The organism is Pseudomonas sp. CFBP 13727 (assembly GCF_014841915.1).
Classification (GTDB): domain Bacteria; phylum Pseudomonadota; class Gammaproteobacteria; order Pseudomonadales; family Pseudomonadaceae; genus Aquipseudomonas; species Aquipseudomonas baltica.
In genome coordinates this window covers 273,180-299,956 of sequence record NZ_JACYUT010000006.1, presented here as the reverse complement: position 1 = coordinate 299,956, position 26,777 = coordinate 273,180, and the positions used below count along the sequence as shown (strand labels likewise).

The 26,777-nt window shown below is 61.6% G+C and carries 25 protein-coding genes; 12 read left to right on the top strand and 13 right to left on the bottom strand.

Annotated features, from left to right (window positions below):
* The first annotated feature begins 72 nt into the window (after window positions 1-72).
* Both IFT76_RS19015 and IFT76_RS19010 read left to right on the top strand, forming a co-directional pair.
* Window positions 73-609 carry a sigma-70 family RNA polymerase sigma factor gene (locus IFT76_RS19015; RefSeq protein WP_192059810.1) on the top strand — a complete coding sequence of 179 codons (537 nt, stop codon included), beginning with the start codon at window positions 73-75 and terminating at the stop codon, window positions 607-609.
* A 26-nt stretch (window positions 610-635) separates the two neighbouring features.
* On the top strand, window positions 636-1,313 hold the full coding sequence (locus IFT76_RS19010; RefSeq protein ID WP_192059809.1) for an anti-sigma factor: 678 nt from the start codon (window positions 636-638) through the stop codon (window positions 1,311-1,313).
* A gap of 16 nt (window positions 1,314-1,329) precedes the next feature.
* On the opposite strand, the gene IFT76_RS19005 is transcribed toward IFT76_RS19010, so the two are convergent.
* Together IFT76_RS19005 and IFT76_RS19000 are read right to left on the bottom strand one after the other, a co-directional pair.
* Window positions 1,330-1,620: a YkgJ family cysteine cluster protein gene (locus IFT76_RS19005; protein WP_185794146.1), complete on the bottom strand. Its 291-nt coding sequence runs from the start codon at window positions 1,618-1,620 to the stop codon at window positions 1,330-1,332.
* A gap of 110 nt (window positions 1,621-1,730) precedes the next feature.
* Entirely contained in the window at window positions 1,731-3,632 is a 1,902-nt protein-coding gene (locus IFT76_RS19000; protein ID WP_192059807.1) for a DNA topoisomerase III, read from the bottom strand.
* Window positions 3,633-3,788: 156 nt separating this feature from the next.
* Between IFT76_RS19000 and IFT76_RS18995 the strand changes: the two genes are divergently transcribed.
* Complete coding sequence (locus IFT76_RS18995) at window positions 3,789-6,155, top strand: DNA polymerase II (protein ID WP_192059805.1); 2,367 nt, start codon at window positions 3,789-3,791, stop codon at window positions 6,153-6,155.
* Window positions 6,156-6,157: 2 nt separating this feature from the next.
* Here IFT76_RS18995 and IFT76_RS18990 read toward each other — a convergent pair whose 3' ends face one another.
* From IFT76_RS18990 to IFT76_RS18975, 4 genes are all read right to left on the bottom strand, one after another.
* Window positions 6,158-6,676 carry a sigma factor-like helix-turn-helix DNA-binding protein gene (locus IFT76_RS18990; RefSeq protein WP_192059803.1) on the bottom strand — a complete coding sequence of 173 codons (519 nt, stop codon included), beginning with the start codon at window positions 6,674-6,676 and terminating at the stop codon, window positions 6,158-6,160.
* A gap of 366 nt (window positions 6,677-7,042) precedes the next feature.
* A complete protein-coding gene (locus IFT76_RS18985) occupies window positions 7,043-7,510 on the bottom strand; it encodes an Lrp/AsnC family transcriptional regulator (protein WP_122477453.1) in 468 nt (155 codons plus the stop codon).
* A gap of 111 nt (window positions 7,511-7,621) precedes the next feature.
* Entirely contained in the window at window positions 7,622-8,488 is an 867-nt protein-coding gene (locus tag IFT76_RS18980) for a pirin family protein (protein ID WP_122477455.1), read from the bottom strand.
* 68 nt (window positions 8,489-8,556) lie between these two features.
* Window positions 8,557-9,930 (bottom strand): aldehyde dehydrogenase family protein, encoded by a 1,374-nt coding sequence (locus IFT76_RS18975; RefSeq protein WP_192059801.1) that lies wholly within the window; start codon window positions 9,928-9,930, stop codon window positions 8,557-8,559.
* 100 nt (window positions 9,931-10,030) lie between these two features.
* On the opposite strand from IFT76_RS18975, the gene ptrR reads away from it, so the two are divergent.
* Together ptrR and sthA are read left to right on the top strand one after the other, a co-directional pair.
* Window positions 10,031-10,942, top strand: a complete 912-nt coding sequence (gene ptrR, locus IFT76_RS18970) for a putrescine utilization regulator PtrR (protein WP_192059799.1) — start codon at window positions 10,031-10,033, stop codon at window positions 10,940-10,942.
* 223 nt (window positions 10,943-11,165) lie between these two features.
* Complete coding sequence (sthA, locus tag IFT76_RS18965) at window positions 11,166-12,560, top strand: Si-specific NAD(P)(+) transhydrogenase (RefSeq protein ID WP_049859964.1); 1,395 nt, start codon at window positions 11,166-11,168, stop codon at window positions 12,558-12,560.
* Window positions 12,561-12,602: 42 nt separating this feature from the next.
* On the opposite strand, the gene IFT76_RS18960 is transcribed toward sthA, so the two are convergent.
* Both IFT76_RS18960 and IFT76_RS18955 read right to left on the bottom strand, forming a co-directional pair.
* Window positions 12,603-13,325, bottom strand: coding sequence for a glycerophosphodiester phosphodiesterase family protein (locus IFT76_RS18960; protein WP_122477461.1), 723 nt, complete (start codon window positions 13,323-13,325; stop codon window positions 12,603-12,605).
* Between the two features lie 27 nt (window positions 13,326-13,352).
* Window positions 13,353-13,940, bottom strand: coding sequence for a PilZ domain-containing protein (locus IFT76_RS18955; RefSeq protein WP_122477463.1), 588 nt, complete (start codon window positions 13,938-13,940; stop codon window positions 13,353-13,355).
* Between the two features lie 95 nt (window positions 13,941-14,035).
* Between IFT76_RS18955 and IFT76_RS18950 the strand changes: the two genes are divergently transcribed.
* The 4 genes from IFT76_RS18950 to queF all read left to right on the top strand — a co-directional run bounded on the left by IFT76_RS18950 (window position 14,036) and on the right by queF (window position 18,185).
* Window positions 14,036-15,286 (top strand): lipoprotein-releasing ABC transporter permease subunit, encoded by a 1,251-nt coding sequence (locus tag IFT76_RS18950; RefSeq protein WP_122477464.1) that lies wholly within the window; start codon window positions 14,036-14,038, stop codon window positions 15,284-15,286.
* 7 nt (window positions 15,287-15,293) lie between these two features.
* On the top strand, window positions 15,294-15,977 hold the full coding sequence (gene lolD, locus IFT76_RS18945) for a lipoprotein-releasing ABC transporter ATP-binding protein LolD (protein WP_192049034.1): 684 nt from the start codon (window positions 15,294-15,296) through the stop codon (window positions 15,975-15,977).
* Between the two features lie 29 nt (window positions 15,978-16,006).
* Entirely contained in the window at window positions 16,007-17,251 is a 1,245-nt protein-coding gene (locus IFT76_RS18940; protein ID WP_122477468.1) for a lipoprotein-releasing ABC transporter permease subunit, read from the top strand.
* A gap of 103 nt (window positions 17,252-17,354) precedes the next feature.
* Window positions 17,355-18,185 carry an NADPH-dependent 7-cyano-7-deazaguanine reductase QueF gene (gene queF, locus IFT76_RS18935; RefSeq protein WP_192059797.1) on the top strand — a complete coding sequence of 277 codons (831 nt, stop codon included), beginning with the start codon at window positions 17,355-17,357 and terminating at the stop codon, window positions 18,183-18,185.
* Window positions 18,186-18,233: 48 nt separating this feature from the next.
* Here the strand turns inward: queF and IFT76_RS18930 are convergent, their stop codons facing one another.
* A complete protein-coding gene (locus tag IFT76_RS18930) occupies window positions 18,234-18,497 on the bottom strand; it encodes a DUF4404 family protein (protein WP_122477471.1) in 264 nt (87 codons plus the stop codon).
* 270 nt (window positions 18,498-18,767) lie between these two features.
* Here IFT76_RS18930 and IFT76_RS18925 point away from each other — a divergent pair, with 270 nt between their 5' ends.
* Window positions 18,768-19,469, top strand: coding sequence for an MlaA family lipoprotein (locus IFT76_RS18925; RefSeq protein ID WP_122477473.1), 702 nt, complete (start codon window positions 18,768-18,770; stop codon window positions 19,467-19,469).
* A 56-nt stretch (window positions 19,470-19,525) separates the two neighbouring features.
* Here IFT76_RS18925 and IFT76_RS18920 read toward each other — a convergent pair whose 3' ends face one another.
* On the bottom strand, window positions 19,526-19,828 hold the full coding sequence (locus tag IFT76_RS18920) for a PilZ domain-containing protein (RefSeq protein WP_122477474.1): 303 nt from the start codon (window positions 19,826-19,828) through the stop codon (window positions 19,526-19,528).
* A gap of 287 nt (window positions 19,829-20,115) precedes the next feature.
* On the opposite strand from IFT76_RS18920, the gene rssB reads away from it, so the two are divergent.
* Together rssB and rssC are read left to right on the top strand one after the other, a co-directional pair.
* The gene (gene rssB / locus IFT76_RS18915; protein WP_122477476.1) at window positions 20,116-21,300 is read left to right on the top strand and encodes a two-component system response regulator RssB; all 1,185 of its coding nucleotides are present in this window, start codon (window positions 20,116-20,118) and stop codon (window positions 21,298-21,300) included.
* Window positions 21,297-21,779 carry an anti-sigma factor antagonist RssC gene (gene rssC, locus IFT76_RS18910; protein ID WP_122477478.1) on the top strand — a complete coding sequence of 161 codons (483 nt, stop codon included), beginning with the start codon at window positions 21,297-21,299 and terminating at the stop codon, window positions 21,777-21,779. Before rssB ends, rssC begins: the two co-directional genes overlap by 4 nt.
* 76 nt (window positions 21,780-21,855) lie before the next feature.
* On the opposite strand, the gene tal is transcribed toward rssC, so the two are convergent.
* The 3 genes from tal to IFT76_RS18895 form a co-directional block, all read right to left on the bottom strand.
* Window positions 21,856-22,785, bottom strand: a complete 930-nt coding sequence (gene tal, locus IFT76_RS18905) for a transaldolase (RefSeq protein ID WP_192059795.1) — start codon at window positions 22,783-22,785, stop codon at window positions 21,856-21,858.
* Between the two features lie 180 nt (window positions 22,786-22,965).
* Window positions 22,966-23,976: a tRNA dihydrouridine(20/20a) synthase DusA gene (gene dusA / locus IFT76_RS18900; RefSeq protein WP_192059793.1), complete on the bottom strand. Its 1,011-nt coding sequence runs from the start codon at window positions 23,974-23,976 to the stop codon at window positions 22,966-22,968.
* A gap of 469 nt (window positions 23,977-24,445) precedes the next feature.
* The gene (locus tag IFT76_RS18895) at window positions 24,446-26,617 is read right to left on the bottom strand and encodes a TonB-dependent siderophore receptor (RefSeq protein WP_192059792.1); all 2,172 of its coding nucleotides are present in this window, start codon (window positions 26,615-26,617) and stop codon (window positions 24,446-24,448) included.
* Window positions 26,618-26,777 lie beyond the last annotated feature (160 nt).

Below are 26,777 nucleotides of genomic sequence, written 5' to 3'. Positions count from 1 at the left end.
AACGGCAAGTCCGCGCGCCTGGTCTACACTGCCGAGCGAGCTTCATTCTCCCACTTGCCATGGCGGTCTTTCTTGTCCTTGCCGGAAAATCCATTCGATTACGAAGTTGCCCTGCAAAACTGTGCCCGTGGCGATCGCCAGGCACTGCACGGCTTGTATCAGCGCGAAGGCGGGCGCCTGTTGGCCGTGGCTCTGCGCATTGTCGGCGATCGAGCGTTGGCCGAAGATGTCGTCCACGATGCGTTCCTGCGGATCTGGACGCAAGCCGCCAGTTTCGACGCGCAGCGAGGTTCGGCGCGGGGGTGGATGTTCACCATCACCCGGCACCTTGCGCTCAACCACATTCGCAGCAACGCGCGGTTGCGCGGGCTGAACGAGGACGATCTGCAGTCGTTGTTCACCGACGAAGCCGCAGATGAGGCACTGGGCAGTGCGCGGATCGACGGGTGCCTGGAGCAACTGGAGCCGCAGCGACGCCAGTGCCTGTACCACGCTTATCTGGATGGCTACACCCATGCCGAGATCGCCCAGCGGCTGGAAACGCCGCTGGGCACGGTCAAGGCGTGGATCAAGCGCAGCCTGGCATCACTGCGTGAGTGCATGGGATGAGCGAACGAAGCGAGACGGTAGAGCCCATGAATACTGAAGAACTGGCCAGCGAGTATGTGCTGGGAACGCTCGATGCAGAGCGGCGGGCAGAAGTCGAACGGCGATTGCCCACTGACCTGGAACTGCGCGCGGCGGTCGATGCATGGGAAGCGCGCCTGTTGCCACTGGCTGAACGCGTCACGCCTGTGCAGACGCCGGCGACGCTGTGGCCACGGATCCAGCGCAGCCTCGACAGCGCAGGCGCGCAGCCCATCCCGATCTGGTGGAATCGCCTGGGTGTCTGGCGCGGGTTGGCGGGCGCCGGGCTGGCGGCAACGCTGGTGCTGGGCGCGTTGTTGTTCAACGTTCGCGCGCCGGTGCCGGGTCCAGCCTATGTCGTCGTGCTCATCGCGCCTCAGGACAAGGCGCCAGGTTGGGTGGTGCAGGCCAGTGACTCGAGGGAGGTCCAGCTGATTCCGTTGAACGATACGGCGGTGCCGGCGGACCGCGCCCTGCAGTTCTGGACCAAGGCCGACAGCTGGCAAGGTCCTGTCTCGCTGGGTCTGGTGGAACCGGGGCAGAGCGTACACGTAGCCCTGGACAAGCTTCCGCCGCTGGAGAACAACCAGTTGTTCGAGCTGACCCTGGAGCCCAAGTCAGGCTCGACGACGGGCAGGCCAACCGGCCCCATCCAGTTCATCGGTCGTGCGGTCAAGGTGATATGACCCGGAACCGGGCTGCCTAAGGGCGCATGCGCTCTTCTTGGCAGTCCGGCCCGCCCATGTCGAACTCGCGACAGATCAACGGGCGATTCAGGTAGATACTGCAGCTCATGGAGCGTCGGTCCAATGCGGCACACCATCCATCGTCCAGGCGCGACATGGTTTCCGAACCCCATTCGTCCACTTCAATGAAGCGCTCCGGTACGCCGGTGTCGGTGATCAGCATGACTTCCAGGCGACAGCACTTGGCGGCGCAGCGGTCACAGCTGATGGAGGAGTCGATGTCGCTGGTTACAGCGATGTCATGCAGCGCAATCAAGGGTAGTGCCTGGCAGGAAATGATCGGCGCAGCGTACCGTTAGTTGCGCCGTTTCACAAAGCAAGCCGTGCACCTTCAGGCTTAAGGCGACGGATTGCAGGTCAGGCTGCCTTTGAAGACTTGCGCTTGCGCTTGTTTTTCCACGGCGTCGCGCCTTTTGGCGCAGGACCGCTGATGACCATGCGCAACCCGGCGCAACGCTCCACCAGCTTGCTCATCCAGGCCGATTGTTTGGCGACGAAGGTTTCCAGCGACATCTCACCGCTCTGCACCATGTCCAGCGCTTGCTCCCAGATGGCAGTGGTGCCCGGGTCGGCGATGGCTCGAGGTACCGCGTCGATCAGACTGAAGGCGGCGGGTGCCGCCGCCAGTGCCTTGCCCTGCTTGGTCAGGTAGCCGCGATCCAGCAGGCCCTGGATGATGCCGGCGCGGGTGGCCTCGGTGCCGATCCCGGTGGTGTCCTTGAGTTTCTGCTTCAGGCGCGGGTCTTCGACCAGCTTGGCGACGTTTTTCATCGCCTTGATCAAATCACCTTCCGTGAAGGGTTTCGGGGGTTGGGTCCACAGGTCCTTGAGCTTCACGTCGCGTACCACGCAGCGCTGGCCCTCGATCAGCCGCGGCAATGGCTGCGGAGCCGGCGCTTCGCGACCCTTGGCAGCGCCGAGCGCCTGCGGTATGGCGCGCTTCCAGCCGGGTTCGACCACCTGCTTGCCGACCGCGCGCAACGCCTGACCGCTGCAGTCGAAGTCGGCCTGGGTGCGGTCGTATTCGTGATTGGGCAGAAACTGCGCCAGGTAGCGGGCGCGGATCAGGGTATAAACCGCGCGGTACTTGCCCTGCAGTTTGTCGAACGTAGCGGCGACGGTAGTTGGAATGATGCCGTGGTGTGCGCCGACCTTGGCGTCGTTCCAGGCGCGTGAGCGCCGCTGCGCATCGAGGTGGGGGAGCAACGCTGCCAGCCCGGGGTCGGCGCGGCCCAGGGCTGCAATGATCGCCCTGGCATCACCGTGCTGGCTGACCGGCAGGTAGCCGCAGTCGCTGCGTGGATAGGTGATGACCTTGTGGGTTTCATACAGTGCCTGCGCCACGTCCAGGGTTTCCTGTGCCCCCAGCCCGAGCTTTTTCGAGCAGACCTCCTGCAAGGTGCCCAGGTCGAAGGGCAGGGGGGCGGCCTCCTTGACGCGCTCGGTACGCAGTTTGCGCAGCGTTGCGTGGCTTGCCTGGCTGAGCGCTGCAGCGGCCTGCTGCGCCAGCGCCTGGTTGAGGCAGCGTCCTTGATCGTCGCAACTGTCCGCTGGCGGTATCCACTGCGCCGTGAACTCGGTCTGTTCGCCGAGCAGTTGCACATCGATGGCCCAATAGGCGGCGGGGACGAAATCGGCGATGCTTCGGTCGCGGTCCACCACCAGGCGCAGGGTCGGGGTTTGTACCCGCCCCACGGGCAACACGCCCTGGTACCCCGCCTGACGGCCGAGCAGGGTGAACAGCCGGCTCATGTTCATGCCGATCAACCAGTCGGCCCGCGAGCGCCCCAGGGCGCTGTGATACAGGGAGAACGTCTCGGCGCCCGGCTTGAGAGCCGCTAGCGCCTTGCGAATCGAGGCGTCGTCCAGGGCCGACAGCCACAGCCGCTGCACCGGACCGCGGTAGCGACAGTGATCGACGAGCTCGCGGGCGATCATTTCGCCTTCGCGGTCGGCGTCCGTTGCGATCACCAGCGCCTGGGCTTCACTCAACAAGCGCTTGACCGCCTTGAACTGGCTGGCCGTCTTGCGTTTCACCTGCATTTTCCATTGCTGCGGAATGATCGGCAGATCGGCCAGCACCCAGCGCTTGTAGCGCGCGTCGTAGGCGTCGGGCGGCGCGGTTTCCAGCAGGTGCCCGATGCACCAGGTCACCGTGACGGCATTGCCGATCCAACAGCCATCACCGCGGCGCGTGGCGCCCAGCACCTTGGCGATGTCTTTTGCCTGGGAAGGTTTTTCGCAGAGAAACAGCCGCATAGGTACCTTGATGAAGAAGCCGTGCAGAGCCGTAGCATGCCAGACGTATCAAGACAGGCAAGCTTTATGTGTATGGATGTACAGTTTATGATGTTGCCTCGTATGAGCTCGGCCTGCAGTCGCCGCGCCTAATTTCCTCGTTAAAGGCCCGCCGCCGTGACCCCACAACAGGGTTTCATCCTGACGCGACATTGGCGCGACACCGCCGAAGGCACCCAGGTCGAACTGTGGCTGGCGACCGATGCCGGGCCGCGGCTGGTACGTCTGCCGCTCCAGCCTTCGGTCGCCTTCCTGCCCACACTGCAGCAGGAACACGCGCGGCGTCTGCTCGAAGGCGAGGCCGGTGTGGAGCTCAAACCGCTGGCGCTGCGCGATTTCGACCAGCAACCTGTCTCAGGCCTGTATTGCCGGCAGTACGGCCAGTTGCAACGTCTGGAAACCATGCTCAGGCAAGCCGGCATAGCAGTGTACGAGGCTGACATTCGTCCGCCGGAGCGCTACCTGATGGAGCGCTTCATTACGGCAGCCGTGGTCTTCGATGGCCACTTGCGGGCCGATGGCCAATACCACGAGGCCAGGCTCAAGCCGGCGTCGGCCTACCGTCCACAGCTACGGCTGGCGTCGCTGGACATAGAAACCACCGCCCAGGGTGAGTTGTACTGCATCGGCATCGAAGGCTGTGGCCAACGTGATGTGTTCATGTTGGGACCGCCCAATGGCGATGCGCGCACGCTGGATTTTGCCCTGCATTACCGGCAGAGCCGGGTGGAACTGCTGCAAAGCCTGAATGCCTGGTTCGCCGAACACGACCCGGACGTGATCATCGGCTGGAACGTCGTGCAGTTCGACTTGCGCGTCCTGCACGAACACGCCAGACGCCTCAATGTACCCCTGTTGCTGGGCCGCGGTGGCGCAGAGATGACCTGGCGCGAACACGGCAGTGGCGGCGACCACTATTTCGCCGGCGCGCCGGGCCGGCTGATCATCGACGGGGTCGAAGCGCTGCGTTCGGCGACCTGGACCTTTCCCTCGTTCAGTCTCGAAAACGTATCGCGGACGCTGTTGGGCGAGGGCAAGGACATTTCCACGCCGTACCAGCGCATGGACGAAATAAACCGCATGTTCGCCGGGGACAAACCGGCCCTGGCGCGCTACAACATCAAGGATTGCGTGCTGGTCACGCGGATCTTCGCCAAGACGCAACTGCTCACCTTCCTGCTCGAACGCGCCAGCGTCACCGGCTTGCCAGCGGACCGCAGCGGTGGCTCGATCGCCGCCTTCACCCATCTGTATCTGCCGGCGATGCATCGCCAGGGGTTCGTAGCGCCCAATATCGGCCAACGCCCACCCGAGGCCAGCCCAGGCGGTTTCGTCATGGAGTCACGGCCCGGCCTGTACGAGTCGGTGCTGGTGCTGGACTACAAGAGCCTGTATCCATCGATCATTCGCACGTTCCTGATCGACCCGGTAGGTCTGGCGGAAGGTCTGGCCAACCCAGACGATCAACACTCGGTTCCAGGCTTTCGCGGCGCGCGCTTTTCACGTACGCGGCATTGCCTGCCCGCCATTGTCGCCAGCGTCTGGAAGGGGCGCGAGACGGCCAAGGCGCAGGGCAACGCGCCGCTGTCGCAGGCGCTGAAGATCATCATGAACGCGTTCTACGGTGTTCTGGGGTCCAGTGGCTGTCGCTTTTTCGACACACGCCTGGCGTCGTCGATCACCCTGCGCGGCCACGAGATCATGCGCCGTACCCGCGAGCTGATCGAGGCACGCGGTTACCAGGTGATCTACGGCGACACCGACTCCACGTTCGTCTGGCTCAACAGCGCCCACGACGAAGTCGAGGCCAGCCGCGTCGGCAAGGAGCTGGTGGCCGAGGTCAACCTTTGGTGGGGGCAGCATCTTCAGCGTGAATATGGACTGAACAGCGCTTTGGAACTGCAGTTCGAAACCCATTTTCGGCGGTTCCTGATGCCGACCATCCGGAATGCGGAAGAAGGCAGCAAGAAGCGCTATGCAGGATTGGTCAGACGCGCCGACGGCCAGGACGAGATGGTCTACAAAGGACTGGAAAGCGTTCGCACCGATTGGTCGCCGCTGGCCCGTGAGTTCCAGAAGTCGCTGTACTCGAGAATTTTCCACTATCAGGGTTATCAGTCGTATGTTCGCGATTACGTGAAACGAACCCTGGCAGGTGAGCTGGACGATTTGCTGGTCTACCGCAAGCGACTGCGCAGGCCCTTGCACGACTATCAGCGTAACGTGCCGCCTCACGTTCGAGCGGCGCGCATCGCCGATGAACACAACCGCTCTACGGGGCGGCCCCTGCAGTATCAGCGCGGCGGCTGGATCAGCTACGTCATGACGGTGGCGGGGCCCGAACCTCTGGAAGTACGAGATTCAGCCATTGACTACGACCATTACCTGACCCGGCAGCTGCAACCCATTGCCGATGCGATCCTGCCGTTCGTCGACGACGACTTCAACACGCTGATCGGTGGCCAGCTTGGTCTGTTCCAGTAGGCTCAGAGGCTCTGGCTGATGAGCCCCATGGCCAGCGCCATGGCCAGGCCTGCTGTCACCCAGCCCCGCAGCCCCAGCCCCTGGCGTGCCTTGTGGTGCCAGCGGTCGTGGCCCAGCAGCGTGGCTGGCGCGAGCAGCTGGCGCCATTGCAGCTCGGTGGCATGGAAAGCGGACGGATGAGCGCCGTCGCTGTCCAGCCAGCGCCGGAAGTCGATGCGCTCGCTGGCGGTGGTCAATGGGCTTTGCAGCTTGACGTACCAGTGGATGGCCATGTTCTGGCCGGCAAGGAGAGGTGTACAGCAGGCACGCAGCGCGGCCTGCATCCTGGCTTCGACGTCGCCGACTGTCGTATGCAAGCGCTGGGCGATGTCCAGGTAGGGAAGTTCGTCGAGGCGGCTGTAGAGCAGGACTTGTCGAGTCCGCCTTGGCAGATCCAGCAATTGTCGATGAAGACGGTCCGGGTGTGGCTGGTCGTGAATGAGGTCTGACAGATCATGCGAGGGCGTGAGCAGCGGGGTCATCGGTGACACCTCCATTTGCGCGAAACCTGGTCATCTGTAGAGAGAAAGCGAGTTCGGACTTCCGTTTTCCGATGTTCTTTTGATATCATGCGCGCCATCTTTGCAGTGGCGCCTTCAAGTCGGTGAAGTTAGAAACCGACGGCGTGCAACGCTCTTCATTAGCCTGAAGATCCAAAAAAAAGACCCGGCAAAAAGCCGGGTCAAAAACCGTGATTAGCCTGATGAGGAGATAATCTGAAGGTCCGACCTAAGGCCCTTCGGATTATCCAACCGATCTCTCGACCGGTTGAGCTCAATAATAATCGTTATCATTTGCATGTCAAATGATTTGTCTGTGGTTTCCTGTTTTTCTTGTGCGCCCATCCCTCACTCCAGCGGCAGCTCGGTGGTCCGCTTGACTTCGCTCATGGCGATATTCGAGTAGGCTTCCTGCACATGGGGCTTCTGCAGCAGATGGTCGCGTAAAAACCGCTCGTAACTGGCAATGTCCTTGGCCACCACCTTGAGCATGAAATCCATGCCGCCCGCCATCGTGTAGCACTCGAGCACCTGCGGGTAGCCGATGATGGCTTCCTCGAATTCGGTCAGGTGCCGTCTGCCGTGCCCCGACAGCTTGATGCTGACGAAAATGGTCATGCTCAGACCGAGTTTTTTCGGGTTGAGCAGGGCAACCTTGCGTTCGATCAGCCCTTCTTCCTGCATGCGGTGGATGCGTCGCCAGCAGGGTGACTGGGACAGCTCCACACGTTCGGCGACCTGGGCCGCCGAGAGGTCCGCGTCGTGCTGGAGCAGGCGCAGGATGCGCCGATCGATCGGGCTGAGGCTGGTTTGCATGAATGAGTCCGGTTCTTGTGGTTATCGGGTCGACTTCATGCAGAGTATGGCTCGTTTCCGACGTTCTGCTCCAGTTACCGTCCCTGATTCACTCAATGCAGCGCGGCGCACTCAGCTTGCGATATGACCGAACTTGCCCGCCTGATAATCGGCAAACGCCTGCTGGATTTCCTCGCGAGTATTCATCACGAACGGACCGTAGCTGGCCACTGGTTCGCCCAGTGGCGCGCCATGGCCATAGAGCAGCGTGGCTGGGCCGGTGGCTTCGACCGTTACCCTGTCGTGCGTCTCGTCAAGTTCGACCAGGTGATGGCATTGCAGCGGGGTCCCGGCGATCTCGGCCTCGCCGTCGACCACGTAGAGAAAGACGTTTTCCCCCAGCGGTGCCGGCAGCGAGAGGCGGGCGCCGGCTTGCAGGTGTACGGTCATCAGGCATAGGCCGGTGAGGGACTCGATAGGCCCGCGCGTGGCGCCATGCCCATCGGACACATACTCGCCGGAAATCAGGCGGACCTCGGCCAGGGGCTCGGTGATCGTGGCGATGTCCGCGCCTTGCAGGCCGACATAGGCCGGGGGTGTCATTTTCAAACGCCCTGGCAGGTTGACCCACAGCTGGAGGATCTCCAGCGGGCCGCCTTCGCGCTTGAACGACTGCGGCGACAACTCGGCATGCACCAGCCCGGAACCCGCCGTCATCCACTGCACGCCGCCGGCACCGATGATGCTTTCATGGCCGCCGCTGTCCAGGTGCGACAGCTCGCCCTTGAGGATGAACGTGACCGTCTCGAAGCCACGATGGGGATGCGGCCCGAACGGCAGCCCCTGGTTGTTGGGGGGGTAGGTCTGCGGACCGTGGTGATTGAGAAACAGGAACGGATCGAGCTGCTCGATGCCGGGGCCAGGCAGCGGGCGACGGGTGATCAGGTCACCGATGTCGTCGCGCTGCGCGGGAAACTGCTGGAGGACGGTTCGGGTCATGGGGCCTCGGGGTGCGGAGAGTCACTGCGGTGCATGACTATGCCGCACAAGCCCGTTGCCTGAACAGCTCAGCGGCGATCCAGCCAGACCGTCTGCGCGTTGCAGAACTCGCGCAAACCGAAGTGCGACAGCTCGCGTCCGAAGCCGCTTTTCTTGATGCCACCGAAGCCCACGCGGGCATCCGAGGCACCGTAGCCGTTGATGAAGATCGCACCGGTTTCCAAGCGCTCGGTGAAATATTCGATCATCTCCACATCCCCGGTCCACACCGTTGCCGACAGCCCGAAATCACTGTCGTTGGCCAGTGCCAGCGCGTGGTTCGCATCGCGCGCCTCGACGATGGAGGCCACGGGGCCGAACAGCTCCTGATCGAAGGCGGTCATGCCCGGCTGCACGTTGGCAAGCACGGTGGGCGCGTAATAATTGCCGTCGCCGACCAGCTTGTGTCCGCCCAGCAGCAACTGGGCGCCTTGCTCGATGGAAGCCTGTACCTGGCCATCCAGCTCGTCGCGCAGATCGAAGCGAGCCATGGGGCCGATATAGGTGTCGTCGAGCTGCGGGTCGCCGACCTTGAGGGCGCGCGTTGCGGCCACGAAGCGTTCGGTGAAGTCCGGCAGGATGCTCGACTCGACGATCAGGCGCTTGGCGGCGGCGCAGACTTGGCCGGTGTTCTGGAAGCGGCCGAGCAGGGCAGCGTTGACCGCTTCGTCCAGGTCGGCATCGGCCAGAACGATGAACGGGTCGCAGCCGCCCAGTTCCAGTACGCACTTCTTCAGCGCCGCACCGGCTTGTGCGGCAATTGCCGAGCCTGCACCGACGCTGCCGGTCACGGTCACGGCAGCCACCCTCGGGTCGGCAATGGCCCGCGATACACCAGCGGGCTCGACGTTGAGCACAGCGAACAGGCCTTGGGGCAGGCCCGCCTGGTCGAACGCCTCACGCAGCAGTGTGGCGCTGCCCATCACGTTCGGCGCGTGCTTGAGCAAATAGCCATTGCCGGCCAGGATCACCGGAATGGCGCCGCGCAAGACTTGCCAAAGCGGGAAATTCCACGGCATCACCGCCAGCACCGGGCCCAACGGACGGTATTCGATGCGGGCTTTCTGGCCGGGCACCTGGGTGGCCTCGGCGGCGAGCATCGCCGGGCCGTGTTCGGCGTACCACTGGCACAGTCCGGCGCACTTCTCGACTTCGGCGCGCGCCTGGGTGATGGGCTTGCCCATCTCCCGAGTGATCATCTGCGCCAGCGGCTCGCTCATTTCGCGTAGCACGTCTGCCATGCGCGCGATGACTGCGGCGCGCTCACCAAGCGCGACGTAGCGCCATTGTTCGAAAGCAGCGAAATTGTCGGCCACTGTCTGCTCGAGCTGCGCCTCGCTGTCGAACGGGTAGCGTTGCAGCTCGGCGCCGGTGGCGGGATTCATGGAAATGGCATGGGTCATGGCGTTTACCTGTCGAAGGAATATGTAAGCCACGATACGGGCATGGTTAAATCATGAAAACTGAATAATAATAATCGAAACCATCTCGTTTGGAGAATGTATGGACCTCACTCAACTGGAGCTGTTTCGCGCGGTGGCCGAAGAGGGCAGCATTGCCGCCGCCGCTCAGCGGGTGCATCGAGTGCCTTCCAACCTCACGACGCGGATCAAGCAACTGGAGAGCGAGCTGGGGGTCGATCTGTTCATCCGCGAAAAACTGCGCTTGCGCCTGTCGCCCAATGGCTGGAGTTTTCTCGACTACACGCGACGCATCCTCGATCTGGTCGAGGAAGCGCGCCAGGCAGTGTCGGGTACCGAGCCGCAGGGCTCGTTCGCACTGGGCTCGCTGGAAAGCACGGCAGCCGTGCGCATCCCACCGTTGCTCGCGGCGTACCATCATCGTTATCCCAAGGTCGAGCTGGACCTGTCCACCGGACCGTCGGGCGACATGCTCGACAGCGTGCTCGGAGGGCGGCTGGCCGCTGCCTTTGTCGACGGCCCGCTGCGTCATCCGCTGCTCGATGGGCGCGTGGTGTACGACGAAGAAATGGTCCTGGTCAGCGCGCGCGGTCACGCGCCTGTGTCCCGGGCCCAGGACGTCAATGGCGAAACCATCTACGCTTTTCGCGCCAACTGCTCCTACCGTCGGCACTTCGAGAACTGGTTCGTCGCCGACGGCGCGGCGCCCGGCAAGATCTTCGAAATGGAGTCCTATCACGGCATGCTCGCCTGCGTCAGTGCCGGCGCCGGCCTGGCCTTGATGCCGCGCAGCATGCTGGAAAGCATGCCCGGCAGCAGCAACGTCAGTGTCTGGACCCTGGCCGAAGAGTTTCGCTGGCTGCACACCTGGCTGATCTGGCGCCGTGGCGCAGGTTCGCCCAACCTGGCGGCGATGCTCGAACTGCTCGACGACAGCGTCCCGCAGACCTCTGCGGCCTCCAGGGCTTCGGCATCTGGCACTGCGCTGACCTAGTCATTCACAGGGGCGGGGATTTTCGACGGTCGCAGGGTGGCGAAATGTCGCAGGCAAACGTTGACGTTGTCGGCCACGGAAAATAGGCTACGCGCCGACCCAGGGCAAATGTTCGCGGTGCCTGTGCATGCTATAGAATGCACCGCATGTTTTTCGATGCCTGATGAGGGCACGCCAGCCGTTGGCGCCGTCGTGGCGCGCGGCCAGATTTGAAGGAGTACGCATGGCTGTCTACAACTACGACGTAGTGGTGCTGGGTTCCGGCCCCGCCGGAGAAGGGGCGGCAATGAACGCCGCCAAGGCCGGGCGCAAGGTGGCCATGGTCGACAGTCGGCGCCAGGTCGGCGGCAACTGCACCCACCTGGGTACCATTCCTTCCAAGGCCCTGCGCCATTCGGTCAAGCAGATCATCCAGTTCAATACCAACCCGATGTTCCGTGCCATTGGCGAACCGCGCTGGTTCTCGTTCCCGGACGTGCTCAAGAGCGCCGAGCGGGTGATCGCCAAACAGGTGGCTTCGCGCACCAGCTACTACGCGCGCAACCGCGTCGACGTGTTCTTCGGCACCGGCAGTTTCTCCGACGAGCAGACGGTCGAAGTGATCTGCGCCAATGGTGCGCAAGAGAAGCTCATCGCCAAGAGCGTCATCATTGCTACCGGTTCGCGGCCTTACCGGCCCGCCGACATCGACTTCAGCCATTCGCGCATCTACGACAGCGATACCGTGCTGAGCATCACCCATACCCCGCGCAAATTGATCATCTACGGCGCCGGCGTCATCGGTTGCGAGTACGCGTCGATTTTCAGCGGCCTGGGCGTGCTGGTCGAGTTGATCGACAACCGCGAGCAGTTGCTCAGCTTCCTCGACGCGGAAATTTCCCAAGGCTTGAGCTATCACTTCAGCAACAACAACGTGATGGTCAGGCACAACGAGGAATACGAGAAAGTCGAAGGCCTCGAGAACGGCGTCGTGCTGCACCTCAAGTCCGGCAAGAAGATCAAGGCCGATGCCTTGCTCTGGTGCAACGGCCGTACCGGCAACACCGACCGCCTGGGCCTGGAAAACATTGGTATCAAGGTCAATGGCCGCGGCCAGATCAGCGTCGACGAGGCCTACCGCACCTCGGTGCCGACGATCTATGGGGCAGGCGATGTGATCGGCTGGCCGAGCCTGGCCAGTGCTGCCCACGACCAGGGCCGCTCGGCAGCCGGCAGTGTGGTCGACAACGGCAGCTGGCGCTTCGTCAATGACGTGCCGACCGGGATCTATACCATTCCCGAGATCAGTTCGATCGGCAAGAACGAGCACGAACTGACCCAGGCCAAGGTGCCATACGAGGTGGGCAAGGCATTCTTCAAGGGCATGGCCCGCGCGCAGATTTCCGGCGAGCCGGTGGGCATGCTGAAGATCCTCTTCCATCGCGAAACCCTGCAGGTACTGGGCGTGCATTGCTTCGGCGACCAGGCCTCGGAAATCGTGCACATCGGCCAGGCGATCATGAACCAGCCCGGCGAACTCAATACCCTGAAGTACTTCGTCAACACCACCTTCAACTACCCGACCATGGCCGAAGCCTATCGGGTTGCAGCCTACGACGGCCTCAACCGGCTTTTTTGAGCGGCTCCGGCCGGTGGCCTGAGCCGGCCGGGGAGACCGATTTCAGCGATTCTCGAGGGTGGCGCTGGCCAAACCGGGAAAGTCTGTAATTAGGCTGTCCACGCCGAAGTCGGCGAGCCTGCGCATCAGTGCAGGCTCGTTGACCGTCCATACCGACACATGCAGACCCTGGCGCTGGGCCTTGAGCAGGCGCTCGGGTGTGCACAGCGTCCAGTTCAAGGCGAGCATCTCGCAGCCGTAGCCCTGGGCGACCTTGATCGGGTCCAGCCAGGCGTATTCGGCCACCAGACCGCGGGCGACGTCCGGGGTCAACTCCAAAGCGGCGCGCAGCACTTCCCGTGAGCTGGAGGTAATGGTGATCTTGTCCAGCAGATTCATGCGCTGTGCCAGTTCGCGGATTGCCAGCACAGTGCTGGCGGCGCGCGTGCGCGATGCGCTTTTCACTTCCAGTTGCCAGTGCTCGAAGGCGCATTGCTCGAACAGTTCCTCGAGGCGTGGAATGGGGCAGGGCGACACCCATCCCGGCCCACCCTTGCGCGCGTCGTAGCGGGTCAGCGCCTGGGCGTCGTGCTCGACGACCTTACCGCCACGGCCAGTGGTGCGCTTGAGGGTCGGGTCATGGATGACCATCAGCTCGCCGTCCCTGGACAGATGCAGATCCAGCTCGCACCGGCGCACACCGTGTTCCAGGCATTGCTTGAAGCTTGCGAGAGTGTTTTCCGGGGCTTCGCCCTTGGCACCGCGATGGCCATAGATAAGCGTCACGTTCGCTCCTTGAATGAGAGTAGTGGATCAATCGGTGGTCGCGTCTTGCCGCTCGCGCGCCTGACGTCGTTGAACCTGCTGCTTGTGCAGAATGTAACGGGCGAGCAGCTGACGCTGGGCATCGCTGATGTCGACGAACTGGGTGCCGATCTCGAACTGGTCGTTACCCACTGCGATGCAGTTGGTGACGCTTGCCTTGAGCGATAGCCCTAGCGCCTGGGGCATCAGCGCGATCCGCAACGCCAGGCGCGTATTTTCCTCCATCGGCTGTTGCTGGAAGAACGCCAGGCCGCCCTCGGACAGCACCACTGGCCGAGCCTCGCCGATACGCTCGACTAGCGTCTGCGCAACCACTTGGCCAAGCAGGTCGATACGCTTGTTCTGGGCCTTGAGCACGGCTTCCACGGCACGGTCGGCTTCGCCGAGCTGGCGCAGCAGATGCTGGGTTTCGAACTCGGCCAGGTGCATTTCGCCAAGCAGGTCGAACAGCGGCGACGCATCCTGCAACATGTCTTCACCCGCCGTCTCGCTGGCCGGGAGTATGGTGATTTCCAGTGCGATGCGGTCATCGATGCGATAGTATTCGCGGCGATCTTCTTCATCTGATGTCGACATGACGAACCCAGGGTAGAGGCGATGGTCCGAGTGTAAAGCTGCTCGTCACGCCCTGCCAGCAGGACGTCTCCTCTTTCACCCGAACAAGCCCCGACATGTTCAGACCTCTTTTCGTTTTCATTGGCGCGCGTTACACCCGTGCCAAGCGGCGCAATCATTTCGTGTCGTTCATCTCCCTCACCTCGATGATCGGACTCGCCCTGGGCGTGGTCGTGATGATCGTGGTGCTGTCGGTGATGAACGGCTTCGATCACGAGATGCGCACCCGCGTGCTGGGCATGGTGCCCCACGCCACCGTCGAATCCGGCCAGCCCATCGCCGACTGGCCGGCACTGGCGGCTCAGGTTCGGCAGAACCCGCAGGTGGCGGCAGTCGCGCCGTTCACCCAGATGCAGGGTTTGCTGACCCACGCCGGCCAGGTGCAGAAAATCCTGCTCAATGGCATCGACCCTGCGCAGGAACACAACGTCTCGATCATCGACGCCTTCGTCAAGCAGGGCAGGGTCGATGACCTCAAGGCCGGCGAGTTCGGCCTGATGATCGGCGACAAGGCCGCGACCAAGCTGGGTGTGGGTGTGGGCGACAAGGTCACCTTCGTCGCACCTGAAGTCACGGTCACCCCGGCCGGCATGTTCCCGCGCATGAAGCGCTTCACCGTGACCGGCATCTTTCACGTGGGCGCCGGCGAGCTCGACGGCTACCTAGGCCTGGCCAACCTCGAAGACCTGGGCAAGCTGCACCGCTGGAAAGCGGGCGAAGTTCAGGGGCTGCGCTTGAAGTTCGAAGATCTGTTCCAGGCTCCGCGAGTGTCCTGGCAGATCGCCAAGCAGTTGGGGGACCAGACCTACTATGCGCGCGACTGGACCCGTACCCACGGCAATCTCTACCAGGCCATCGGCATGGAGAAAGCCATGATCGGCCTGCTGTTGCTGCTGATCGTGGCCGTGGCCGCGTTCAACATCATTTCCACGCTGGTGATGGTGGTCAACGACAAGAAGGGCGATATCGCCATCCTGCGCACCCTGGGCTCGACGCCCGGGCAGATCATGCGCATCTTCATGGTGCAGGGCACGGTGATCGGCGTGGTCGGCACCTTGATCGGCGCCGTGGTCGGCATTCTGGCGGCCTTGAACGTCAGCGCTGCTATTGCCCTGCTGGAAAAAGCCATCGGCCACAAGTTTCTCAATGCCGATGTCTACTTCATCGACTACCTGCCTTCGCAGCTCATGGCCAACGATGTGTTCATGGTCTGCGGCGCGGCATTGGTCCTGAGTTTCCTCGCCACCCTGTATCCGGCCTGGCGTGCTGCGCGTACCCAGCCGGCGGAGGCGTTACGTTATGAGTGAGTCGGGCATGAGTGAACAAGCAGTACTGAGTTGTCGCAACCTGGGTAAATCCTACGAGGAAGGCCCTGAATCCGTGGTCGTGCTGGACAACCTGCAACTGGAGCTGCACGCCGGTGAGCGCGTGGCTATCGTCGGCAGCTCCGGTTCGGGCAAGAGCACCTTGCTCAACATGCTTGGCGGGCTCGATACGCCCAGCCGCGGCAGCGTGTGGTTGGCGGGTGAAGAGCTTTCGGCGCTGAACGAGCGGGCGCGCGGGCTGCTGCGCAATCGTGCCCTGGGCTTCGTCTATCAGTTTCACCACCTGTTGCCCGAATTCACTGCGCTGGAAAACGTCTGCATGCCGCTGCTGATCGGCAAGACCGCCATCCCCGAGGCGAAACAGCGCGCCACTGCATTGCTGGAGCGCGTGGGCCTGGGCCATCGACTGCAACACAAGCCGGCCGAACTGTCGGGCGGTGAGCGTCAGCGCGTGGCCATTGCCCGGGCCTTGGTAAACACGCCGGGGCTGGTGATGCTCGACGAGCCCACAGGCAACCTCGACAACCACACCGCGCAAGGCATTCAGGACTTGATGCTCGAGCTCAGCGTTTCGCTGCGCACCGCGTTTCTGGTGGTCACCCATGATCTGAGCCTGGCACGACAGATGGACCGCGTACTGCGTCTGGAAGACGGGCGTCTGGTGCCGATCTAGCTTTTTCTTTTCTAACGGGTTACCTCTGCATGTTCAGACCCTTGTCAATTTTCATCGGCTTGCGCTACACCCGCGCCAAGCGGCGCAAGAACTTCATTTCGTTCATCTCCATGACCTCGATGATCGGCCTTGCTCTGGGCGTGCTGGCGATGATCGTGGTGCTGTCGGTGATGAACGGCTTCCAGCGCGAAATGAGCTCGCGCATCCTGGGCATGGTGCCCCACGCCATGATCCAGGGCGTGAAGCCGCTGGACGATTGGCGTCCCGTCGCTGCCGCCGCCATGAAAAACCCCGAGGTGCTGGCGGCCGTGCCGTTCACCGAGCTCGACGGCATGCTCTCGTACAAGGGCATGATGCAGCCGATCCAGATCAGCGGTGTCGATCCGGCCCGCGAGGGCGAGGTGTCGATCGTTGCCGACCACATCGTCCAGGGACGCCTGGACGATCTCAAACCAGGTGAATTCGGCGTCGTCGTCGGTGAAATCACCGCCAGGCGCTTCCGCTTGAACGTGGGCGACAAGATCACCCTTATCGTTCCGGAAGTCAGCACTGCGCCGGGTGGCATCACCCCGCGCATGCAGCGTCTCAACGTGGTCGGCGTGTTCAAGGTCGGCGCCGAACTCGATGGCTCCATGGGTCTGATCAACGCGGCAGATGCGGCGGAAATGCAGCGTTGGCAGCCGGGGCAGGTGCAAAGCGTACGGCTCAAGCTGAAGGATTTGTACACGGCGCCCGAGGTCAGTGCCGCCATCGTCAAGGACCTCGGCACAGCCTACAAGGCCGACGACTGGACCCATACCCAGGGCAGCCTGTTCAGTGCCATGAAAATGGAAAAGACCATGATTGGTCTGCTGCTGCTGATGATCGTTGCGGTAGCGGCGTTCAACATCATTGCCACCCTGATCATGGTGGTGAACGACAAAGGCGCGGATATCGCCATCCTGCGTACCATCGGCGCTACGCCGAGGCAGATCATGGGGATCTTCATGGTCCAGGGTACCGTCATCGGCGTGGCCGGCACCGTGATCGGGGGTGTGCTGGGCGTAATCGCCGCAATCAACGTCAGCGCCATCGTCGGCTGGGTGGAGCGCATCAGCGGCCAGCACATCTTCACTTCGGACGTGTATTTCATCAGCAATCTGCCCTCCGAGCTGCAGGGTGGGGATGTCATGCTGATCTGCGGGGCAGGGCTGGTGCTGAGCTTCCTTGCGACTATCTACCCTGCCTATCGGGCTTCACAGATCGAACCGGCGCACGCCCTGCGCTACGAGTGATCCATGACGACTGCGGTGCGGCCTTGCAGCCGCGCCGTCGTCGCCATGCAGCAACGCGGCAAATTCGCTAAACTGCCGTCGTTCATTCAGTCAGGTTTATTTCATGCATCCCGCAGCCGAACATTCTCCCCTGGGCAAGTCCAGCGAGTACGTTTCCACCTACACCCCCTCGTTGCTGTTTCCCATTCCCCGCGCAGCAAAGTGGGCCGAGTTGGGCTTGAGCGCGGAAACCCTGCCCTATACCGGCGTGGACGTGTGGAATTGCTTCGAGCTTTCCTGGTTGCTGCCTTCGGGAAAGCCGGTCGTAGCCATTGGTGAATTCACCATTCCTGCGGATTCACCGAACATCATCGAATCCAAGTCGTTCAAGCTGTACCTGAACTCGCTCAACCAGACGGCGTTTGCGTCGATCAATGACCTGCAGGCCGTGCTGGTGGCGGACCTTTCCGGGGCTGCCGGTAAGCCGGTGGGCGTCAAGGTGCGCCGCTTGGAAGATGTGCAGGCGGAGGGCGTGGTTCAACTGCCTGGGGTGTGCATCGACGAGTTGGACATCACGGTCAGCAGCTACGATCACCCACAGCCGGAGCTGCTGCGTTGCGACCCGAGTTCCCTCGTGGAAGAAACCATCCATAGCCATCTGTTGCGGTCCAATTGCCCAGTCACCAGCCAGCCGGACTGGGGCAGTGTGTGTATTGCCTACAGCGGTCCGGCGCTGGACCACGCCAGCGTGCTGGCCTACCTGGTCAGCTTCCGTCAGCATTCGGATTTCCACGAGCAATGTGTCGAGCGGATTTTTACCGATCTGCAGCGACTTCTGCAGCCAGAAAGACTGACTGTGTTCGCCCGCTACGTACGCCGCGGCGGCCTGGACATCAACCCCTACCGCAGCACTGACACGCTGCCCGCGGCCAATGGCCGGCTGGTTCGCCAGTAAGGGTGCATCCAGCAGCCGCTTGGGCAGGCGGCTGCAGTTGTACCGTCTTCAGATACCGATGTTGCCGAGCGTCTGCACGATATTGCGCAGTGCGCCGGCCACGCCAGGGTGGTCCACCTCAAAGCGCTCGACGGCCAGGTTCACGCTGTCGGCGACGGACGGGTCCGCCGTGGCATTTTCCAGCTCCATGCGCGCCTTGATCTGCTCCATCAGGACGCGCATGTCTTCACGCTCCTCGAGCGACAGCGTCTGGTTCTTTTCCAGTTGCTCGCGCAGTTCATCGAGTTGTTCCTGCAATTCGCGGGCTGGCATGACGTTCTCCTTGAGTGATAGGCACTTACATGGACCGCGCCCCGTGCGCAAAGGTCCGTGTCGGCTCGCATCATTGGAATTCCATGCCGTTCCAGACGGCTGCGCGAATGAACTTGAGGGCGGGCCTGAAGTCTGGCATGGGTACGTTCAGATTGATCGGCAGCGCTGCGTTCGCCAGCGCACTGCCTAATCCGGCCTGGACACTTTATACTGGGCCACATTTTGTTGGCGGTCGCATGCGACCCAATCGTATCTCAAGGAGTAACACGTATGCGTCTGACCGGTTCAGCTGTCATCGATCGAGTGGCTGGAGCCTGTCTGCTCCTGGGGCTTGCCGTGGCGCCCGTGGTAGCACAGGCCGCCGAAGAGGATCCATGGGAGCCGGTCAACCGTGCGATCTTCCGGGTCAACGATACCTTGGATACCTATGCGCTCAAGCCTATTGCCCAAGGCTACCAGTGGATCACCCCGCAGTTCCTGGAAGACGGCATTCATAACGTGTTCAGCAACATCGGCGACGTCGGCAACCTGGCCAACAACGTCATGCAGCTCAAGCCTGCCGCTGCCGGTACCGACACTGCGCGGCTGATCTTCAACACCACCTTCGGCCTGTTCGGCTTCTTCGATGTGGGCACCAAGATGGGCCTGCAGCGCAGCGACGAGGATTTCGGCCAGACCCTGGGCTACTGGGGTGTAAGCAGTGGGCCTTACGTGGTCCTGCCGCTGATGGGCCCAAGCACCGTGCGCGATGCATTCGCCAAGTATCCCGATACCTATACCTCACCGTATCGCTACATCGACCACGTGCCGACCCGCAATACCACGCTGGGCGTGAATCTGGTGGATACGCGCGCAAGCTTGCTGTCGGCTGAAAAGCTGATCAACGGCGACAAGTACATCTTCTTGCGTAACGCTTACTTGCAGAACCGTGAATTCCGGGTCAAAGATGGCCAAGTGGAAGACGATTTTTAATTGTAACCAGGCATGAAAAAGGCGACCCGAGGGTCGCCTTTTTTCATGCGCGGCGTTCAGTCCATGCTCAATGTGTGCAGGCCTATGATCTGCATACCATCTTGCTTCGAGCTTTCTACGCGTATCACTTCCGCCTGGATGTCCAGATCGCTGAGCGTGGGATGGTTGGAAGGCAAATGGACGCCAACCTGATCTCCTACACTCAATTGAGTCTGGGCTTCCAGCTGCATACCGGTGCTCGAAAGATCCTTGCATACGGCGGGAACGACAACGTCGCCGACCCTGAGGTCGACCTTTGCATCCACAGTCATGCGGATGAAATCACGTTTCTCACTGTAGTCACGATCACTGTGGCTCATGGTTTGTCCTTCGATCTGGTTGCTATTGTTAACGTTCTTATAACCCAAGGTAATAGGCCAATCGGCCCGCCCTGGCCCGTGTCGCAACACCCTTGAAACGCTTGCCGGATGGGAGTACCGTCTGCGCCTTACAAGGCACCTCTGCATCCGAATGCTCAGGGCACCCAGCGCTTGTATTCGCCTCTGCGAGAGGCTAGAAGTAAAGGTAGGCGACCCATTGCTTGCATCGCCAGTTTTTACATTGCTGACCTACTTACGACAACCAATTTCTGGCGCCGTTTGCCCACATGCAGAAAACCAGTGCAACGCTGCTGATCATCGATGACGACGATGTGGTGCGCGCAAGCCTTGCGGCCTACCTCGAAGACAGCAGCTTCAGCGTGCTGCAGGCGAACAATGGCCTGCAGGGCCTCCAGGTCTTCGAGCAACAACAGCCCGATCTCGTCATCTGCGACCTGCGCATGCCGCAGGTGGGCGGCCTTGAATTGATTCGCCAGGTGACCGAGCGTTCTCCCGATATTCCAGTGATCGTGCTGTCCGGTGCCGGTGTGATGAATGACGCAGTCGAAGCATTGCGCTTGGGTGCCGCCGATTACCTGATAAAGCCTCTTGAAGATCTGGCCGTGCTTGAGCACTCGGTTCGCCGGGCCCTGGATCGCTCGCGGCTGCTGCTGGAGAATCGTCGCTACCGCGAGAAGCTGGAAACGGCCAATCGTGAACTGGAAGCCAGCCTGCATCTGCTGCAGGAAGACCAGACTGCCGGCCGGCAAGTGCAGATGAACATGCTGCCGCAGAGTCCCTGGAGCACCGACGGATTCAGTTTCGAACACCAGATCATCCCGTCGCTGTACCTGTCGGGCGACTTCGTCGACTATTTCCGGGTCGACGAGCACCGCGTGGCGTTCTATCTGGCCGACGTATCCGGTCATGGCGCTTCATCGGCATTCGTCACGGTGCTGTTGAAATTCATGACCACCCGCCTCATGTTCGAATCAAGGCGGGGTGGTGCGATGCCCGAATTCAAACCGTCCGACGTGCTGGGCCATATCAACCGGGGTTTGATCAACACGCGTTTGGGCAAGCATGTCACCATGGTCGGCGGGGTGATCGACGAGCACACCGGGCTGTTGACCTACAGCATCGGCGGGCATTTGCCGCTTCCGGTGCTGTACACCCCCGAGCAAACGCAGTACCTGCAGGGACGCGGCCTGCCGGTGGGTCTGTTCAACGAAGCCACGTATACCGATCACGTCATGGCGTTGCCGGAGCAGTTCAGCCTTACCCTGCTTTCCGATGGGATACTGGACTTGCTGCCAGGCGAAACGCTTAAGGAAAAAGAAGCTGCATTGCCTGAGATCGTCAGTGCAGCGGGCGGCAGCCTGGATGGCTTGCGGCAAAAGTTTGGACTGGCCACACTCGGGGAGATGCCGGATGATATCGCCCTGATGGTGCTGAGCAGGAACCTTGCATGAGTACTGGTAGAATCCAGTTTGCTGAACAAAGCGGAACGTTCGTGTTGAAATTCGTGGGTGAGGTGCGCCTGACGCTCTGCTCGGCGCTGGATGCGACGATCGAGCGGATCTTCACCGCCCTCGATTTTTCAGCCATCGTGATCGATTTGACCGAAACCCGCAGCATCGACAGCACCACCTTGGGCCTGCTGGCCAAGTTGTCGATCATGTCTCGTCAAAAAGTCGGATTGCTGCCAACGGTGGTGACGACTCACGAGGACATCACGCGCCTGCTGCAGTCCATGGGTTTCGATCAGGTGTTCAACATCGTCGGTCGCCCGATTCCTTGCCCCGACTGCCTGACCGACCTGCCTTCGCAGGATCTGTCCGAGGATGTGGTTAGGGCCAAGGTGCTGGAAGCGCACAAGATTCTCATGGGCCTGAACGAGTCCAACCGCGAAGCCTTCCACGATCTGGTGAACGCGCTGGAACGCAGCTGAGTACCTTCGGGTGACTCGCTCGGCTAAGAAAAAAGGCGACCTTGCGGTCGCCTTTTTCGTATGCGGCAAACTGGAATCAGGAAACTTTGGCAGTCAGCAGGGTTTCGAGTTTTTCCTGATCGCGAGCGAATTGACGAATGCCTTCAGCCAGTTTTTCCGTGGCCATCGCGTCTTCGTTCGACGCCCAGCGGAACTGCGCCTCGGTCAAAATCTGCTTGGGTTCACCGGCATTGCCTGGCTTGAGCTTCTGCTCCAGCGTGCCTCCATCTTCGGCCAGCTTGTGCAGCAGTTCCGGGCTGATGGTCAGGCGATCACAACCGGCCAACTGCTCGATCTGGTTGATGTTGCGGAAGCTGGCGCCCATGACCACGGTCTTGTAGTCGTTGGCTTTGTAGTAGTTGTAGATGCGCGTTACCGACTGCACGCCTGGATCGTCGGAACCGGTGTATTCCTGGCCGGTGGATTTCTTGTACCAGTCGTAGATGCGACCCACGAACGGCGAGATCAGGAACACACCAGCATCGGCGCACGCCTGTGCCTGGGCGAAGGAGAACAGCAAGGTCAGGTTGCACTGAATGCCTGCCTTTTCCAGCTTCTCGGCGGCGCGGATACCTTCCCAGGTGGAGGCCAGCTTGATCAGCACACGCTCGCGACCGACACCGGCCTTTTCGTACAGGTCGATGATCTGGCTGGCCTTGGCCAGCAGGGCCTGCTCGTCGAAAGAGAGGCGCGCGTCGACTTCGGTGGAGATGCGGCCGGGGATGGCCTTGAGGATCCCGGTACCCACGGCGACCGCGAAAGTGTCCGACGCCAGACCGACATCACCGTTGCTGTCGCTGATGGTCTTGCGCAGCATGTCCTTGTAGGCTTCCAGCGAGGCAGCCTTGAGCAGCAGCGACGGGTTGGTGGTGGCGTCGACCGGCTTGAGCTTGGAGATGGCGTCGAAGTCGCCGGTATCGGCGACCACGGTGGTCATTTGCTTGAGTTGTTCCAGCTTGGAAGTCATGAGCGTGCTCTGTCCTGTGCGAATGAATGACGTTACCCGAGCGCTGCGTCCGGCTCAAGGGCCAAGGGCGTGCAGCAGGGGGAGGGCGGCGGAAAGACCTACGTTCGAGTGTCGCGCCGCGCGACGGTTCAATGGATCGAGTATGCGCTCCTATCGGGTCAATGATGCATCGTTGGGCGATCAGCGCCCTTCGAGCAATGCCCCGGCCTGATCGAGCAGCGCCAGCGGGTCATCGGCCTTGTGGATATCCACCGACAGCAGTTGACGGAACTTGCGCGCGCCGGGAAAGCCCGTACCCAAGCCGAGCATGTGCCGCGTAACGTGGTGCATGGCGCCGCCTGAGGCGATATGCGCGGCGATGTACGGCCGCATCTGCCGCAGCGCGTCGAAACGGCTGATCACCGGCGTGTCGCTGCCGAACAACTGTTGGTCGACCTGCGCCAGCAGGTATGGGTTGTGATAGGCCTCGCGTCCCAGCATCACACCATCGAAGGTCTGCAGATGCTCGGCGCAGGCTTCCAGCGTCTTGATGCCGCCGTTGAGTATCACTTCAAGGTCCGGGAAATCCGCCTTCAAGCGCGCGGCAATGTCATAGCGCAGTAGAGGAATGTCACGGTTCTCCTTGGGCGACAAGCCCTCAAGAATGGCGATGCGTGCGTGCACGGTAAAACTGCGGCAGCCCGCCTCGCGTACCTGTCCGACGAAATCGCACAGCGCCTCATAGCTGTCGCGGCCATTGATACCGATGCGGTGCTTGACCGTGACCGGAATCGACACCGCATCGCGCATTGCCTTGACGCAATCGGCCACGAGCGCAGGGTGCGCCATAAGGCAGGCGCCGATCATGTTGTTCTGCACACGATCGCTGGGACAACCCACATTGAGATTGACCTCGTCGTAACCGTGCGCCTGCGCCATGCGCGCGCAAGCGGCCAGATCCGCCGGCGTGCTTCCACCCAACTGCAGCGCGATGGGGTGCTCGGCATCGTCGTAGCGCAGAAAGCGCTCGTGATCGCCATTGAGCAAAGCGCCGGTGGTGACCATTTCGGTGTAGAGCAAGGTGTGCCGCGAGAGCAGGCGCAGGAAGTAGCGACAGTGGCGGTCGGTCCAATCCATCATGGGCGCCACGCTAAAGCGGCGGAAGGGCTCCAGGCTAGGCGTGGCGGGCGTTTCAGCTACATTCTGTACCATTTTACTCTGCGCGTTTTGAACCAGTTTTCGGGCGTTTTCGGACGTTTTCGTGGGGTGAGTGGTAAGTTTTACCACTGTGAGAATGACCTTAACCACTTTCGCCGGGGCCGTTATTCGAGGACGAAAAAGGGCTGGCGAGGTGTTTGCTATGCAGGTCGGCTCCGTACGAAACGTGACGGGAGACAAGTCTACCAAGACACTCGGTCGTTGGTGCGAAAACAGGTCGCTTATCAAGCGCTGCAGGATGACCTTGAGTATCTGCGTTCTGAACGCCTGGCCATCGAACGTCTGTCTGGCATAGACACTGACTTGACCTTGAGCCTGGAAGAAATGAACGCCCGGTTCAAATAGGCATGTGTGCCGTACACCTGTGTTCTTCGTTTCCAGTGCGTGACAGATACAAAGCCCAATCTACCAGGCGAACCTGATACTAACCAAAGAGGCTGGTCGACGTGTCAATGATCAGCCCTTACCAGCGATAGTTGACCGAACCGATCAGCGCTCGCTCGTCGCCGTAGCGGCACGAGACGTTGCAGAACAGGTACTTCTCGTTGGCGACGTTTTGCGCCTTCATGGCCACGGTCCAGTTCTTGTCGACTTCATAGGTGACTTTCGCGTCGAACAGGGTGTAGGCGGAGACCTTCTCGTTGGCGTCCGAGGTGGACGTACGGCTGGTGCCCATGTACCGGGCGCCGCCGCCGACCATGACCTGAGGCAGGCCCAAGGCAGTCAAGCGGTAGTCGGCCCACAGGTTGGCCATGTGATACGGCACGCCGTCGATGCGCGTACCTACGCGGGTGGACACCGCATCGTCGGTGATCTTTGCATCGGTGTAGGTGTACGACGCAGTGGCGCTCAGGTTCGCGGTGATCTCCGCTTTGGCCTCAAGCTCCACACCGCGTGAGCGGGTTTCACCGAACTGCACGCTGTTGCCGGTGAGGTCGGTGCTCAGGGAGTTTTTCTGCTTGAGGTCGTAGACCGCAGCGCTCAGCAGCGCTGTGGTACCGGGCGGGGTGTAACGTACGCCGATCTCGTACTGCTCGCCCTCGGTCGGATCGAACGAGGTGTTGGCGTTGGCGTTGAAGACGTTGGCCGGCAGGAACGACTGGCTCCAGCTGACATAAGGCGCCAGCCCGTTGTCCGCCTGGTAGACCAGGCCGATACGACCGGTGGCTTTCTTGTCATCGCGCGGCGTGCGAGCGCCAGTGGCGAAGCTGTAGGTTCGGCTTTCGGCCCAATCCTGACGACCGCCCAGCAGCAGAATCCACTTGTCGTCGAACTTGATCTGGTCTTGCAGGTAGACGCCGGTCTGAGCGCTGTGCAGGTCCGAGCCGGTGTTGGCGGTTGTGACGTTGGTCGCAGCGCCGTACACCGGATTGGCCGGGCTGAACATGGAGTTGGCGCCAGCGAAGCGATGAGAGTCGTAGGTCTTGTGGTAGTAGTCCACGCCCGCCAGCAGGGTGTGCTGCCAGCGGCCGCTGTCGAGGGTCCATTGCATGTTGTTGTCGCTGGTCCAGCCTTCTGAGCGCTCGCGGCGGATGCTAGCTCGGCGCGCCAGCTGGCCTCGGTCGCGCAGGGCGGCGCTGCCGGTATCAGCGATCTGCATGTAGTCCCAGCTCAGGTCCGCCTCGAAGTGGCGTAGCGAATGGCGGATTTTCAAGTCGGGTGTGAAATCGTGTTCGAACAGGTAGCCCAGACTGGTCGAGTAGTTGTTGTAGTGATCGAAGCCGCGCTCGCCGGTGAACAGGTCGCGGTCGACCTTGGGGTAGCGAGTGCTGGACGAGGTGGTCAGGTCGAAATCCAGCGGTGGTGCAAAGCCGGTACGGGTTTCCTGGTAGTTGGCCAGGACCGTCAGCGAGGTGCTCTCGTTCGGGCGCCAGGTGAAGGCGGGTGCGATGTAGCGGCGGTCGTCGTCGGTATCGGTGGTCTGGGTGCCACTGTCGCGCCAAAGGCCGGTCAGGCGATAGGAGAACTGTCCGGCGTCGTCGATCGGGCCGCCCAGGTCGAAGCTGTACTGTTTGCGCGCATGGCTGCCGTATTCGACATTGACTTCATGCAGGGGCGTGTCGGTCGGGCGCTTGGTGATGGTGTTGAGCAGACCGCCTGGCGACAGTTGGCCGTACAACACAGAAGAAGCACCCTTGACCACTTCCACGCGCTCCAGGCCGTAGGGCTCGATGCCTCCGTCATACACGCTGCCTTGCAGTTTCATCCCGTCGCGCAGGATGCCGCCGGTGCCTGAGCCGACGTTGAAGCCACGGATCACGAAGTCGTCGGCTACACGGCTGAACCCGCCTGGCTGCGCGATCACGCCTGGCGTGTAGCTCAAGGCCTCGGCCAAGGTGTCGGTCTTGCGGTTGTCCATCTCGTCGCGGGTGATGACCGAAATCGACTGAGGAATATCCTTGATCGCCGAGTCGGTCTTGCTTGCGCTGGTGCTGCGAGTCGCCACAGGTCCACGGATCTGGCCATTCGGGTTTTCCAGGGCCTGGGCATCGATGGTGGTTTCCTGCAGCTCCAGGGTGGCGTTGGATATGGCAGCGCTGGCGCTGTCGGCGGCGTAGGCCGTGCTCAGTGGCGGGCCACTGAGTAGCATCGCCAGTGTCAGCGGGTGATAGGCAAAGATTTTTTTTGCCGGCATGGGGACTCCTGTTCGTTAAACGTTGTTTGCCTGAGGGACGAAATCAGGCCGCGCCTCCGTCTCGACGATCAGCACAAGCAGAACTGTAACAAATAGGAATGGTTATTATTCATATTTTGTTGCGAATATCTGTTGGAAAGCTACACCCCTTAGATGCTCG

Excerpts from the sequence above, each read along its gene's own strand:
- IFT76_RS19010 (WP_192059809.1), top strand. The coding sequence starts at position 636 with ATGAATACTGAAGAACTGGCCAGCGAGTATGTGCTGGGAACGCTCGAT.
- IFT76_RS19000 (WP_192059807.1), bottom strand. The coding sequence starts at position 3,632 with ATGCGGCTGTTTCTCTGCGAAAAACCTTCCCAGGCAAAAGACATCGCC.
- IFT76_RS18990 (WP_192059803.1), bottom strand. The coding sequence starts at position 6,676 with ATGACCCCGCTGCTCACGCCCTCGCATGATCTGTCAGACCTCATTCAC.
- IFT76_RS18985 (WP_122477453.1), bottom strand. The coding sequence starts at position 7,510 with ATGCAAACCAGCCTCAGCCCGATCGATCGGCGCATCCTGCGCCTGCTC.
- IFT76_RS18980 (WP_122477455.1), bottom strand. The coding sequence starts at position 8,488 with ATGACCCGAACCGTCCTCCAGCAGTTTCCCGCGCAGCGCGACGACATC.
- IFT76_RS18975 (WP_192059801.1), bottom strand. The coding sequence starts at position 9,930 with ATGACCCATGCCATTTCCATGAATCCCGCCACCGGCGCCGAGCTGCAA.
- ptrR (WP_192059799.1), top strand. The coding sequence starts at position 10,031 with ATGGACCTCACTCAACTGGAGCTGTTTCGCGCGGTGGCCGAAGAGGGC.
- sthA (WP_049859964.1), top strand. The coding sequence starts at position 11,166 with ATGGCTGTCTACAACTACGACGTAGTGGTGCTGGGTTCCGGCCCCGCC.
- IFT76_RS18955 (WP_122477463.1), bottom strand. The coding sequence starts at position 13,940 with ATGTCGACATCAGATGAAGAAGATCGCCGCGAATACTATCGCATCGAT.
- IFT76_RS18950 (WP_122477464.1), top strand. The coding sequence starts at position 14,036 with ATGTTCAGACCTCTTTTCGTTTTCATTGGCGCGCGTTACACCCGTGCC.
- lolD (WP_192049034.1), top strand. The coding sequence starts at position 15,294 with ATGAGTGAACAAGCAGTACTGAGTTGTCGCAACCTGGGTAAATCCTAC.
- IFT76_RS18940 (WP_122477468.1), top strand. The coding sequence starts at position 16,007 with ATGTTCAGACCCTTGTCAATTTTCATCGGCTTGCGCTACACCCGCGCC.
- queF (WP_192059797.1), top strand. The coding sequence starts at position 17,355 with ATGCATCCCGCAGCCGAACATTCTCCCCTGGGCAAGTCCAGCGAGTAC.
- IFT76_RS18930 (WP_122477471.1), bottom strand. The coding sequence starts at position 18,497 with ATGCCAGCCCGCGAATTGCAGGAACAACTCGATGAACTGCGCGAGCAA.
- IFT76_RS18925 (WP_122477473.1), top strand. The coding sequence starts at position 18,768 with ATGCGTCTGACCGGTTCAGCTGTCATCGATCGAGTGGCTGGAGCCTGT.
- IFT76_RS18920 (WP_122477474.1), bottom strand. The coding sequence starts at position 19,828 with ATGAGCCACAGTGATCGTGACTACAGTGAGAAACGTGATTTCATCCGC.
- rssB (WP_122477476.1), top strand. The coding sequence starts at position 20,116 with ATGCAGAAAACCAGTGCAACGCTGCTGATCATCGATGACGACGATGTG.
- rssC (WP_122477478.1), top strand. The coding sequence starts at position 21,297 with ATGAGTACTGGTAGAATCCAGTTTGCTGAACAAAGCGGAACGTTCGTG.
- tal (WP_192059795.1), bottom strand. The coding sequence starts at position 22,785 with ATGACTTCCAAGCTGGAACAACTCAAGCAAATGACCACCGTGGTCGCC.
- dusA (WP_192059793.1), bottom strand. The coding sequence starts at position 23,976 with ATGGTACAGAATGTAGCTGAAACGCCCGCCACGCCTAGCCTGGAGCCC.
- IFT76_RS18895 (WP_192059792.1), bottom strand. The coding sequence starts at position 26,617 with ATGCCGGCAAAAAAAATCTTTGCCTATCACCCGCTGACACTGGCGATG.